Raw genomic sequence first — 12,242 nt, 5'->3', positions numbered from 1 at the left:
ATGCGGCGACGCCTCACCGAGGGCAAAACGCGCCGCGAGATCATCCGCTGGGGCATCAACGCTGCCGCCGAGTCGTTCTTCGCACTGCTGAAGGAAGAGATCGGCACCCGCTGCCGGCCGGACCGGGCAAGTGCCCGCCGCGCCTCACCTCAGCACGATCGAGTGCGGCCCGCGCAGGACGAGTTCCCCCACCACCGGCGCTCCGGGAACCTCGCCCGCGATGAGCAGCCCGCCCGAGGTCTGGGCGTCGGCGAGGAGCAGCCGGGTGTCGGCGTCCGTGCCCCCGAAGTCCGTGAACGGGGCCACCCACTCCAGGTTGCGTCGGGTGCCGCCGCTGACGTACCCGTCGCGCACGGCCTGTCCGGCCCCGTCCAGGTACGGCACGGCGGCGGTGTCGACGATGGCGGTGACGCCCGAGGCCCGCGCCAGCTTGTGCAGGTGGCCGAGGAACCCGAATCCCGTCACGTCGGTGGCGCAGGTCGCACCGGCGTCCAGGGCCGCGGCGGCCGCGTCCCGGTTGAGGGCCACCATCGTCGCCACCGCCTGCTCGAACCGCTGGCCGGTGGCCTTGTGGCGATTGTTCAGTACGCCGAGGCCGAGGGGCTTGGTGAGCGACAGCGGCACGCCGGGCCGGCCGGCGTCATTGCGCAACAGCCGCTGCGGGTCGGCAAGGCCGGTGACCGCCATGCCGTACTTGGGTTCGGGGTCGTCGACGCTGTGGCCGCCGCCCACATGGCAGCCGGCCTCGGCGGCGACCTCCAGCCCGCCGCGCAGCACTTCTCGGGCCAGGTCGAACGGCAGCACGTCACGAGGCCAGGCCAGGAGGTTGACGGCGAGAACCGGGCGGCCGCCCATCGCGTACACGTCCGACAGGGCGTTGGCCGCGGCGATACGTCCCCAGTCGTACGGATCGTCGACGACCGGAGTGAAGAAGTCGGCGGTGGCCACCACCGCCTGCGCGGCCACCCCCGCCTGCGCGGGCAGCGTGATGACGGCCGCGTCGTCCCCGGTGGCCAGCCCCACGAGGAGCGGGGTGTCGCTCGGGGCCGGCAGCGCCGCCGACAGGCCGCCGAGCACGTCCTCCAGCTCGCCGGGCGGGATCTTGCACGCACATCCGCCGCCGTGGGCGAACTGCGTGAGCCGTACGGGCGTTTCGCGCGTCGAGGTCATGGCGAATCTCCTGGGTCGAGTCGGGTGCAAACGCAGGTGTGCGGCGCGTCGGGCAACGCTGTACGGCTTCGTCGAAGGTGCCGCCCAACTCCGTCTGTGGGATCGGCAATCCGTGCGGACGACGCGGTGTGGTCGGGTCGGCTGTGCAGGAGCTGCCGGGTAGCCTGGCGCGCGGTGGAGGCGTGTGGGTGCCTGGTGGCCCTCCCGGTCTTCAAAACCGAGGTGTCCGAGGATCTCGGGCAGGCGGGTTCGATTCCCGTCCGCCTCCGCTGCCCGCATCCGGCCTGCAGCACCGGCGCTGGTCATCCACCCGTTCGGTGTATCCCTGGGCGTCCAGGAACTCCAGCAGCGGTACGGCCACCCTGCGCGTGGTGTCCAGGGCTCGGCGGGCCTCGCTGAGCGTGAACGGCTGGGGCAGGCGGCCCAGGACGGCGGCGGCCCGGGCATCCGCTCCGGGAAGCAGCACGATGCCGTCGCCGACCCGCAGCAGCGCACCGGCCGAGACTGCGGCGGCCACGGCCTTGCGGCTGAGTCCCAGTTCCGCCAGGCGGTCGGCCTCCGGAGCGTGGAACGGCGCCCGTTCCAACGCACGGCGCACGGCATCCACTGCCGCCTCGACGGGCGGCGGAAGCGTCGGCCGGGCGCTGCCGGGGCCGTACAACCGGCCCTGCCGGCGCTTCAGTGCGCGGTATCCGGGCGTCTCGGCGAGCGTGTCGACGAGGGACCGGTCGGGCAGGCCGAGCAGGCGCCGGGCCGCCTCGGTCGGCAGGCCCGGCTCCAGGGGGTGCTGCTGCGCGTACCGCTCGACCTCGTCGGCCAGGCGCTCGCGCAGCCGCGACCAGTGGGCCTCGTCGGCGAGCCAGTCTCCCGTGACGGGGGCGGCGGGTGGCGGCACCCCCATCGCCAGCAGCTCCGAGTGGCGGACGAGCTTGCGTCGCCGCAGCTCCGCCGCGCCGTCCGGACGGCCGGTCATGACCGCCAGTTCCGCCGCCCTGGCCCGTCCGGCGCCCCGCCGTGACAGCGGTGGCGGGCGCACGTCAAGGACGGTCACACCGCAGGGCATGCGCTGCCCCCCCGGCTCCCGGAGCACCGCCCGGTCCCCGACGCGCAACGGCAGCCCGCGGCTCAGGGTCAGCCTGGCGGTGTCCTCGCCCAGCGGTCGTAGGGTCACCGGGATTGCCGCGGTGCCGATGTGCAGGGTGACCGTCCGGGGCAGTTCGCGCATCGGTTCTCCGACGATGCGCACGTCGATCAGGTCGGTGAGCAACCAACGGCCCGGTGCCACCAGCACCTGCCCGCGCCCCAGCGCACCGTCGGAGGGACCGTGCACGTTGACCGCCACGCGCGCCACACTGCTGACGGCGGACCGCTCCTCGTGCAGGCACTGCAGCCCGCGCACCCTGAGTGCGGCCGGGCCGTCGCCCGTCACCAGCCGGTCGCCGACGCGCAGGGTGCCCGAAGAGAGCGTGCCCGTCACGACAGTGCCGTGACCGCGCACCGTGAAGGCGCGGTCCAGCCACAGCCGCGCGTCCGCGTCGGCGTGCGGGACGGGCAACGCCCGGGCCAGGCGGGCCAGTTCGGCGCGTAGTTCGTCCAGTCCGGCGCCGGTCACCGCGCTCACCGCGACGGACGGCACGGTGCCGAGCGAGGTGGCGGCCAGGCGCTCGACGGCATCGGCGCGGACCGGTTCTGGGTCCGCCAGGTCGCTGCGGGTCACGGCGAGCACGGCATGCCGTACGCCGAGCGCGTCGAGGATCGCCAGGTGCTCCTGCGACTGCGGCTGCCAGCCCTGGTCTGCGGCCACCACGAACAGCACGGCCGGCACGGGTCCGACGCCGGCCAGCATGGTGGCGACGAACCTCTCGTGTCCCGGTACGTCCACGAACGCGACGTGCTCGCCGTCAGGGCCGAGCCGGGTCCACACGAAGCCGAGGTCGAGCGTGAGTCCACGCCGCTGTTCCTCCTCGAAGCGGTCCGGTTCCATCCCCGTCAGCGCCCGCACCAGGGCGGACTTGCCGTGGTCGACGTGCCCGGCGGTGGCCAGGACCCGCATGACGCCTACCTCTCCGCGGCCGATCGCACGGCCTCGGACAACCGCTCGTCGTCCTCCGGCGGCACTGCCCGCAGGTCGAGCAGGCACCGTCCCCTCTCCAGGCGCCCCACCACGGGGACCCGTCCGGTGCGCAAGAGGGCGGCGTACGACTCCGGCAGGGACAGGGCCGCGCTGGGCAGCGTCACGCCGGGCGCGCCGCCGCCACCGACCGTTGCGGTGCTGTCGACCGCCCGTACGTCCACCCGTTCGGCGCTCAGCGCGGCGGCGAGCCGCTCCGCGCGGCGCATGAGCTGCCGCGAGTCGGCGGTCAGCGCCTCAGCGGTCGGAGTCTGAGGGCCGGTCAACGTCGCCTCCAGCGCGGCCAGGGTCAGCTTGTCCACGCGCAGGGCACGGGCCAGGGGGTGCCGGGACACGGTGCGAACGACCTCCTTGTCTCCGAGGAGCAGCCCGCACTGGGGTCCGCCGAGCAGCTTGTCCCCGCTCGCCGTGACCAGCGAGGCGCCGGCCCGGAGCTGCGATTCGGCGTCGGGTTCCGCGGGCAGCAGCGGATGGGGGGCGAGGAGCCCGGAACCGATGTCGACGACCACGGGGACGCCCAGCGCCGTCAGTTCCCCGACGTCGGCGGTGCGGGTGAATCCGGTGATGCGGAAGTTGGAGGGGTGCACCTTCAGTACGAAGCCGGTTTCCGGCCCGACCACGGCGGCATAGTCGGCGGCGGTCGTGCGGTTGGTGGTGCCGACCTCGCGGAGCCGGGCTCCGGTGGAGACCAGGAGGTCCGGCAGCCGGAAACCGTCCCCGATCTCGACCATCTCGCCGCGGCTGATGACGATCTCCCTGCCGGAGGCGAGTGCGGTCGCGGCCAGGACCAGGGCGGCTGCCCCGTTGTTGACGACGTGGGCGGCAGCCGCGGACGGCACTCGATCGCAGAGCGCCTCCACGGCGGTACGCCCGCGGCGCGCCCGTACGCCTGTCCGCAGGTCCAGCTCGACGTCCGTGGGTCCGGCCGCCTCCTGCACCGCCTGCCGGGCCCTTGCCGACAGCGACGCCCGACCGAGGTTGGTGTGCAGCACCACCCCCGTGGCGTTGATCACCGGTCGCAGTCCGCCCGCAGTGCGCGGCAGCTGGGCGACTGCCACGTCCTCCACGTCCTCCGCAGGGATGGTGCCCGCACGCGCCTGTTCCTGGGCCCGCCGTACCGCAGCCTTCACCGCCTGTGGTCCCAGCTGACGTGTTGCCTCCCGCAGACGATCGTCACGCAGGACGGTATCGGTGCGGGGAATCCGGCGTCGTTCGTCGGCGAACTTCCGGTGCTGGTAGGGGCCGACGGCGCCTGACACGACCGCTGCGGCGTCCGTTCCGGCGCTATCCGGTGTGACCCGCTGCTCCACGCAGCCCCCTCCCTTTCAGGACCGGTCTCCGGCCGTCCGCAGAAAGCCCATCGCGCCGCCGGGTCCCCGGTCGGCGCCCTGCCACTCACGTCCGGCAGGCCTCGCCATCGCCCCTCGGCGGGTCCTGGTGCCGGTCATTCGGCCCGGCGATCCGGACGCCATCACAAAACGGAAATTTAGCAGCAAATGTGAACCGTGCCGAGAACGTGCTCGATGCCTGACTGGAAAACGACACGTTCAGTTTTCTGCACGGGCATGACCGTGCAGATCACCAGACCGGGGAGTGGCGGCATGGAGGTCTCCTTCTCCGATGCGGCCCGGCGCACAGGTCTCTCAAGGACCAGCACCACGAAGGGAGACGGACGACCCTGCCTTACTACGAGGTCAACGTCCCGACAATGAACAGCAGCGGCTGACGCGGGCTGCGCATCTTCACCGGCGAAGCCGACAAGCCCGGGGCAGCCATACAGATCGCGCAAAAGATCTACGCCGCCGCCGTCGCCGCCCAGCAGAGCGGACTCCACATCGCTGGCAGAAGGCCGGACGGCTGGGGCGTGCGCGGTGTGCGCCCCGGCTGGGAAATCGCCTGGTCGGTCGCGACGACCGGCCTCTGGAACGACCCGTACAGCTGGACCCACGTCATCAACCTGCAGCCCTAGGTCCGTCCCGGAGCCATGACCTGGACCGGCGCACGGCCCGACTTGCGGAAGGCCACTCCCCGAGTAGCGTCTGGTTGAGGTGACTGCCGCCGGATGAAGGAGCAGGCGAATGGGCCTGGGACGCTGGATCGGCGGGTGGCCGGTGTACCGGCAGATCACGGGGGCGGATCGGCTGGGGCGGGGCAAGGCGGCCGAGTCCAAGCGTTCGGCCGGCCTCGGGCCCCGGACCGACCGCGCGGACCGGGTGGCGGACTCGGTCTGCCCCTACTGCGCCGTGGGCTGCGCGCAGCGCGTCTACGTGAAGGACGAGCGGGTCATCCAGATCGAGGGCAACCCGGACAGCCCAATCTCGCGGGGTCGTCTGTGCCCGAAGGGCTCCGCCAGCAAGCAACTCGTCACCGGACCGCAGCGTGAGCAGAAGGTGCGGTACCGGCCGCCCTACGGCACCGAGTGGCAGGACCTGGACCTCGACACGGCCATGGACATGGTGGCCGACCGGGTGCTGGACGCACGCCGGAGGGGCTGGCAGGACACCGACGGGGCCGGGAACATGCTCCGCCGCACGATGGGCATTGCCAGCCTGGGCGGCGCCACTCTGGACAACGAGGAAAACTACCTGATCAAGAAGCTGTTCACCGCTCTCGGTGCGATCCAGATTGAGAACCAGGCGCGTATTTGACACTCCGCCACCGTTCCCGGTCTGGGAACGTCGTTCGGACGCGGCGGCGCCACCGACTACCAGCAGGACCTGATCAACGCCGACTGCATCGTCATCATGGGCTCGAACATGGCCGAAGCCCATCCGGTCGGGTTCCAGTGGGTGATGGAAGCCAAGGCACGCGGCGCCAGGGTCTTCCACATCGACCCGCGGTTCACCCGCACCAGTGCGCTTGCCGACCAGCACGTCACGCTGCGGGCGGGCACCGACATCGCGTTCCTCGGCGGCGTGATCAACTACATCCTGTCCCACGGCCTGGAATTCCGGGAGTACGTGCAGGCGTACACCAACGCCCCGTTCCTCCTGAGCGAGCGCTATCAGGACACCGAGAACCTGGACGGTCTCTTCAGCGGCTATGAACCGCACACCGCCTCCTACGACGCCTCGAGCTGGGCGTACGAAAGCATCGAGGCCGAGGAGCGACCGGGACACCGGCACAAGGAGCAGGCAACGTCCGACCACTACGGCGCCGGAGGCCCAGTTGTCCACGGCGGTGCCGGCCACATCGCGGCCGATCCCACCCTGCAGCATCCCCGCTGCGTGTTCCAGGTGCTCAAGCGGCACTACGCCCGCTACACGCCCGACATGGTGGAGCGGATCTGCGGAGTGCCCCAGGAGCTGTTCCTGGACGTGTGCCGCGCCTGGACGGAGAACTCCGGCCGCGAGCGCACCGCCGCGCTGGTGTACAGCGTGGGCTGGACGCAGCACTCCGTCGGGGCCCAGTACATCCGGGCCGGGTCGATCATCCAGTTGCTGCTGGGCAACATCGGCCGTCCCGGCGGCGGGATCTTCGCGCTGCGCGGACACGCCAGCATCCAGGGCTCCACGGACATCCCGACCCTGTTCAACCTGCTGCCCGGCTACCTGCCGATGCCGGACACCAGCCACGGGAACCTGACCGCCTTCCTGGACGACATCCGCAGTCCTCACCAGAAGGGGTTCTGGGGCAACGCCGACGCCTACACCATCTCGCTGCTCAAGGAGTACTGGGGCGAGGCGGCGACGGCGGAGAACGACTACTGCTTCGACTACCTGCCGCGGATCAGCGGCGACCACGGCACCTACCGCACCGCGATGGACATGGTCGACGGGAAGGTCTTCGGTTACTTCCTGCTGGGCCAGAACCCGGGGGTGGGCTCGGCCCACGGCCGCCTGCAACGCCTGGGCATGGCGAACCTCGACTGGCTGGTCGTCCGCGACCTCGCCATGATCGAAAGCGCCACGTTCTGGAAGGACGCCCCCGAGATCGAGACCGGCGAGATCGTCCCCGAGCGCTGCCGCACGGAGGTGTTCTTCTTCCCCGCCGCTTCGCACGTGGAGAAGTCCGGCACCTTCACCCAGACCCAGCGGATGCTGCAGTGGCGGGACCAGGCCGTCGAACCGAGCGGTGACCAGCGCTCGGAGTTGTGGTTCTTCTATCACCTCGGCAGGCGCATCAAGGAGAAGCTGGCCGGCTCGACCGACGAGCGCGACCGCCCCGTCCTGGATCTCGCCTGGAACTACCGGACCGAGGGCGACGAGCCGTCCGGGGCCGACGTGTTGCGCCACATCAACGGGATCGACCTGCGCACCGGCCGGACGGTCAGCAGCTACCTCGACCTCAAGGCCGACGGCACCACTGCCTGCGGCTGCTGGATCTACAGCGGGGTCTACGCCGACGAGGTCAACCAGGCCCGCCGCCGGAAGTCCCGCTTCGAGCAGGGACCGTACGACGCGGAGTGGGGCTGGACCTGGCCGTTGAACCGGCGCGTGCTGTACAACCGCGCCTCGGCCGATCCGCAGGGGCGGCCCTGGAGTGAGCGCAAGGCCCTCGTCTGGTGGGACGAGGAGCGCGGCGAGTGGACCGGGCACGACACGCCGGACTTCGAGAAGAACAAGCCGCCCGACTACCAGCCGCCCGAGGGGGCCTCGGGACCGCAGGCGCTCGCCGGCGACGACGCGTTCATCATGATGTCCGACGGCAAGGCGTGGCTGTTCGCCCCGGCCGGGCTGGCGGACGGCCCGCTGCCCACCCACTACGAACCGCACGAGTCGCCGATGCGCAATCTCCTCTACGGCCAGCAGGGCAACCCGACCCGGAAGGTGTACGGGCGCTCCGACAACCCGTCCAACCCCGCTCCGCCCGAGGCGCACAGCGAGGTGTTCCCCTTCGTGTTCACCGCGGCACGGCTCACCGAACACCACACGGCAGGCGGCATGAGCCGCCATCTGCCGTACCTGTCGGAGCTCCAGCCCGAACTGTTCGTGGAGGTGTCACCCGAGCTGGCGAGAGAGCGCGGTCTGCGCCACCTGGACTGGGCTCACGTGATCACCAGCCGGACGGCGGTGGACGCCCGGGTCGTCGTCACCGACCGGCTGGCGCCTCTGCGGGTCCAGGACCGGATCATCCACCAGGTCTGGATGCCGTACCACTGGGGACAGGCGGGGCTCACCCGAGGGGACGTGGTCAACGACCTGATCGGCGTGGTGGCCGATCCCAACGTGTTCATCCAGGAGAGCAAGGTACTGACCTGCGACATCCGCCCCGGACGCCGGCCGAGAGGCCCCGCCCTGCAGGAGTACGTCCAGGACTACCGCCGCCGGGCCGGGATCACACCGGAAACCGGCACCCGCATCGTGACGACCGGCGACGACCAGCCGGCCCACACCGAACCGGATCGGCCGGAGGGATCCTCATGACGGACGAGCACAGCCTTTACGGACCTCTCGCCGACCCTGCCGCGGACGCCGGCCACCACGACCCTCCGCCCCGAATGGGCTTCTTCACCGACACCTCCGTGTGCATCGGCTGCAAGGCGTGCGAAGTGGCCTGCAAGGAATGGAACGACGTCCCCGAGGACGGCCTCGATCTGCTCGGCATGTCGTTCGACAACACCGGCATGCTCGGCGCGAACTCCTGGCGGCACGTCGCCTTCGTCGAGCAGGAACGCCCGCTGGGCCGACAGGACGCGGGACTGTTCGGCCTCCCCACCGGTCCATCCGGCATCGAGGCCACGACCGAGGTGGTGGCCGACGCCCTGCGCGAGTCCCACCGAGGCGGCGGCGAGCTGGGCACCGGCCCGGTCGACCTCGGCTTCCCCTCCTTCGACCTGCCCGGCGCCACTGGCGGTGCAGAGACCCGTACCGACTTCCGCTGGCTGATGTCCTCTGACGTGTGCAAGCACTGCACGCACGCCGGATGCCTCGACGTCTGCCCCACCGGAGCACTCTTCCGGACCGAGTTCGGCACCGTCGTGGTGCAGCCCGACATCTGCAACGGCTGCGGCTACTGCGTGTCCGGCTGCCCCTACGGCGTCATCGACCGGCGTCCCGACGACGGTCGGGCCGCAAAATGCACCCTGTGCTACGACCGGCTGCGCGGCGGCCTGGAGCCTGCCTGCGCCAAGGCCTGCCCCACTGACTCCATCCAGTTCGGCCCGCTCGACGAGTTGCGGGAGCGGGCCGACGGCCGGTTGGAGCAGCTGCACGAGGCGGGTGTGAGCGAAGCACGGCTGTACGGTCGCGACCCCAACGACGGCGTGGGTGGCGACGGCGCCTTCTTCCTGCTGCTGGACGAGCCGGAAGTGTACGGACTGCCACCGGACCCCATCGTCCCCACGCGTGACCTGCCGTCCATGTGGAAGTACGCCGGAGCGGCCGCCTCGGCCCTGCTGGCCGCCTCGGCCGCCGTCTTCCTGAAGGGAGGCCGGCGATGACCGAAGGTGACGGAATCCCGCGCGAGCCGCGCACCGAAACAGACGCGGCCGACGTGAACACAGACACGTACGGCTCGGGCCGAAGCGCCGGCACACACCGCAAACAGTCCGCCGCGGCGCCGGGGGAGTTCCGCTCCTACTACGGCAGGCCGGTGCTGAAACCACCGGTGTGGGAGTGGAAGGTCCCGGCCTACCTGTTCACCGGCGGGCTCTCGGCCGGCGCTGCCCTGCTCGCGGCCGGTGCCGACCTCACCGGGCGCCCGGCACTGCGCCGGGCGAGTCGCATCGGCGGCTTCGGCGCCCTCCTGGCGAGCACCTACCTGCTGATCGCGGACCTCGGCCGACCCGAACGCTTCCACCACATGCTGCGCGTCGCCAAGCCGACCTCGCCCATGTCCGTCGGCACCTGGATCCTCGTGTCCTACGGACCCGGCAGCGGGCTGGCCGCCACGGCCGAACTGCTGCCCGCGTCCCTGCGCGCCGGCCTGCCCGGCCGGCTGCTGCGCGGGGCAGCCCGACCGGCCGGCTTGTCCGCGGCAGCCTTCGCCCCGGCACTCGCCTCCTACACCGCTGTGCTGCTCTCCCAGACCGCCGTGCCGGCCTGGCACGAAGCCCGCCGGGAACTGCCCTTCGTGTTCACCGGCTCCGCGGCCGCCAGCGGCGGCGGCCTCGGAATGCTCCTGGCGCCGGTGGCCGAGGCGGGCCCCGCTCGCCGCCTCGGCGCGGTCGGAGCGGCGGCGGAACTCGTCGCCGCCCGGCTGATCGAGCGTCGGCCCGGCCTGGTACCCAAGGCCTACACCACCGGCCGACCCCACCGACTGCGCCAGGCCTCGGAGTACCTCACGCTGGGTGGAGCACTTGCTGCCGTGACCATCGCCCGGCACAGCCGCCCGGCCGCGGCGGCAGCCGGGCTGGCGCTGCTCGCCGGCAGCGTCCTGCAGCGCTTCGGAACCTTCGACGCGGGAGTCGCGTCCACGAAGGACCCCGCCTATGTCGTGGTCCCGCAACGTGAACGCCTGGAGGCAGCAAAGGGCGATCGACGAGCAACGTGACGTCGGCCCTCCCGACCCTGGTCGCCGTCCGGGGTCTGGGGGCCGCCCGCCCTGGCCCACATGAGAGAGCTCGGCGTGCCAGATCCCCCTGTCGGCTACGGCCGGGGACGGCTCTCGGTGGCTGGGCTGCTGTGCGCCCAGCCCGGCCTGCCCACCCGCCCGCCTGTGCTACCGGCTGCGCCGACATACCGGCCGCAAGGGCGAGCGCCGTTCGCTCGGCGAGAGCGACCACATCCACCTGCTCGACGGCGCCCACCACCTGCTCAAGGCTCCCCTGATCGTGGTGTGGGACCGCCTGAGCACCCACATCTCCAAGACGATGAAGGCGCTCGTGGCCGAGCGGGAATGGCTGACTGTGGTCCTACTGCCCGGGTATGCGCCCGAGCTCAACCCGGTCGAGGGCCTGTGGGCGCATATCAAGCGGAGCCTGGCCAACCTGGCCGCCCGAGCCCTCAGCGAGCTGGAGACGCTGCTCCGCAGGCGGCTCCAAGACGCTGCAGTACCGCCACGGCATCCTCGGCGGGTTCCTCGCCTGGACGGGCCTCGCTCTCGACAGACCGAACTGACCCTCTAGTACGCCGAAGTCGGTAAGCCACCACCGCTTGACAAGCGGCAGTGCTCGACTAGCTTTACAAGCACTATCTTGTACAAGGAAATCCTTGTGCAAGTCGAAAGGAGATCGGGATGACCAGCACCGCCAGCAGCAGGACCGAGGACTTCACCGCAGTCCTGAACCTCCCCGCCAGCCCCGCCACCGTGTCGGCGCTCTTCACCTCCGCCGTCGGCGTCAGCCGCTGGTGGGGCCCGACCAAGGGCGACGGAGCGGTCGGCGGCACGCTCGTCACCAGCTTCGGCGACCACGGCGTCAACACGATGCGCGTCCTCGAAGCCGGACCCACCCGCGTGGTCTGGGAGTCCATCGCGTCCGACGGGACCACACCCACCGGACACACGAAGGAGTGGCTCGGCACGACGATGGAGTTCGACGTCGTCCCCGCCGGCACGGGCACTGAGCTTCGCTTCCGGCACGCCGGCCTGACCCCGCAGCTCGAATGCTGGGACGACTGCTTCGCCGCCTGGACGCACTTCATGGCGAGCATCGAGACCTTCGCCGAGACCGGCACCGGCACCCCGTTCGGCGCCTGAGGCCCCAGCCCGATGACCGAGCAGAAGCAGCCGACGCCCGCGGCACCCGATGCAGTGCTGCGGGCGCTCGCCGACCCGCACCGCCGACAGATCCTGCGCCTCGTTCAGCACACCGAGCTGCCTGCGGGCCGGATCGCGGCGGCCTTCACCCTCACCCAACAGGCGGTCAGCCAGCACATCGGCGTGCTCAAGCAGGCCGGCCTCCTCACCGAGCGCCGCGAGGGAACCCGCCGCCTCTACGCGTTGCACCACGAGTCGCTCGAGCCGGTGCGCGAGCTGCTCTCCGAGTTCTGGCCCGACGCCCTCAGCCGCCTGAAGAAGGCCGTCGAGACGGCCCATCCCCGACCACCAAAGAGGTAGC

General features: G+C 71.4%; 9 protein-coding genes, 1 tRNA gene and 2 pseudogenes. 8 read left to right on the top strand and 4 right to left on the bottom strand.

The window, feature by feature from the left end; genetic code table 11:
- Positions 1-144: 144 nt before the first annotated feature.
- Positions 145-1,170, bottom strand: coding sequence for a selenide, water dikinase SelD (gene selD / locus ACFYXB_RS34435; protein WP_389588992.1), 1,026 nt, complete (start codon positions 1,168-1,170; stop codon positions 145-147).
- 176 nt (positions 1,171-1,346) lie between these two features.
- Here selD and ACFYXB_RS34430 point away from each other — a divergent pair.
- Positions 1,347-1,440: transfer RNA gene (locus tag ACFYXB_RS34430), tRNA-Sec, on the top strand.
- A 34-nt stretch (positions 1,441-1,474) separates the two neighbouring features.
- Here ACFYXB_RS34430 and ACFYXB_RS34425 read toward each other — a convergent pair.
- Positions 1,475-1,636, bottom strand: a pseudogene (locus ACFYXB_RS34425) (SelB C-terminal domain-containing protein); the annotation flags it as partial.
- Positions 1,637-1,735: 99 nt separating this feature from the next.
- On the opposite strand from ACFYXB_RS34425, the gene ACFYXB_RS34420 reads away from it, so the two are divergent.
- Entirely contained in the window at positions 1,736-2,188 is a 453-nt protein-coding gene (locus ACFYXB_RS34420; RefSeq protein WP_389588991.1) for a hypothetical protein, read from the top strand.
- Between the two features lie 561 nt (positions 2,189-2,749).
- On the opposite strand, the pseudogene ACFYXB_RS34415 reads toward ACFYXB_RS34420, so the two are convergent.
- Positions 2,750-3,223 (bottom strand): annotated as a pseudogene (locus tag ACFYXB_RS34415) (GTP-binding protein); the annotation flags it as partial.
- A 5-nt stretch (positions 3,224-3,228) separates the two neighbouring features.
- Entirely contained in the window at positions 3,229-4,560 is a 1,332-nt protein-coding gene (selA, locus tag ACFYXB_RS34410) for an L-seryl-tRNA(Sec) selenium transferase (RefSeq protein ID WP_389589027.1), read from the bottom strand.
- 819 nt (positions 4,561-5,379) lie between these two features.
- On the opposite strand from selA, the gene fdh reads away from it, so the two are divergent.
- The 6 genes from fdh (at position 5,380) to ACFYXB_RS34380 (ending at position 12,241) form a co-directional block, all read left to right on the top strand.
- On the top strand, positions 5,380-8,667 hold the full coding sequence (gene fdh / locus ACFYXB_RS34405) for a formate dehydrogenase (protein ID WP_389588990.1): 3,288 nt from the start codon (positions 5,380-5,382) through the stop codon (positions 8,665-8,667).
- On the top strand, positions 8,664-9,683 hold the full coding sequence (locus tag ACFYXB_RS34400) for a 4Fe-4S dicluster domain-containing protein (RefSeq protein ID WP_389588989.1): 1,020 nt from the start codon (positions 8,664-8,666) through the stop codon (positions 9,681-9,683). The genes fdh and ACFYXB_RS34400 overlap by 4 nt, the downstream gene beginning before the upstream one ends.
- On the top strand, positions 9,680-10,735 hold the full coding sequence (gene nrfD / locus ACFYXB_RS34395) for an NrfD/PsrC family molybdoenzyme membrane anchor subunit (protein ID WP_389588988.1): 1,056 nt from the start codon (positions 9,680-9,682) through the stop codon (positions 10,733-10,735). Before ACFYXB_RS34400 ends, nrfD begins: the two co-directional genes overlap by 4 nt.
- Before the next feature lie 280 nt (positions 10,736-11,015).
- Positions 11,016-11,309: a transposase gene (locus ACFYXB_RS34390; protein ID WP_389588987.1), complete on the top strand. Its 294-nt coding sequence runs from the start codon at positions 11,016-11,018 to the stop codon at positions 11,307-11,309.
- A 110-nt stretch (positions 11,310-11,419) separates the two neighbouring features.
- Positions 11,420-11,881: an SRPBCC domain-containing protein gene (locus ACFYXB_RS34385; RefSeq protein WP_389588986.1), complete on the top strand. Its 462-nt coding sequence runs from the start codon at positions 11,420-11,422 to the stop codon at positions 11,879-11,881.
- A gap of 12 nt (positions 11,882-11,893) precedes the next feature.
- Complete coding sequence (locus tag ACFYXB_RS34380; protein WP_351366616.1) at positions 11,894-12,241, top strand: metalloregulator ArsR/SmtB family transcription factor; 348 nt, start codon at positions 11,894-11,896, stop codon at positions 12,239-12,241.
- The last annotated feature ends 1 nt before the right edge of the window (position 12,242 follow it).

Origin of the sequence: Streptomyces sp. NPDC002619, assembly GCF_042889305.1 — a bacterium.
Taxonomy (GTDB): domain Bacteria; phylum Actinomycetota; class Actinomycetes; order Streptomycetales; family Streptomycetaceae; genus Streptomyces.
This window is presented reverse-complemented; position numbering and strand designations above follow the sequence as displayed.

What these genes read in the sequence shown, in the direction of transcription:
- selD (WP_389588992.1), bottom strand. Translation starts at nt 1,170, where the DNA reads ATGACCTCGACGCGCGAAACGCCCGTACGGCTCACGCAGTTCGCCCAC.
- ACFYXB_RS34400 (WP_389588989.1), top strand. Translation starts at nt 8,664, where the DNA reads ATGACGGACGAGCACAGCCTTTACGGACCTCTCGCCGACCCTGCCGCG.
- nrfD (WP_389588988.1), top strand. Translation starts at nt 9,680, where the DNA reads ATGACCGAAGGTGACGGAATCCCGCGCGAGCCGCGCACCGAAACAGAC.
- ACFYXB_RS34385 (WP_389588986.1), top strand. Translation starts at nt 11,420, where the DNA reads ATGACCAGCACCGCCAGCAGCAGGACCGAGGACTTCACCGCAGTCCTG.
- ACFYXB_RS34380 (WP_351366616.1), top strand. Translation starts at nt 11,894, where the DNA reads ATGACCGAGCAGAAGCAGCCGACGCCCGCGGCACCCGATGCAGTGCTG.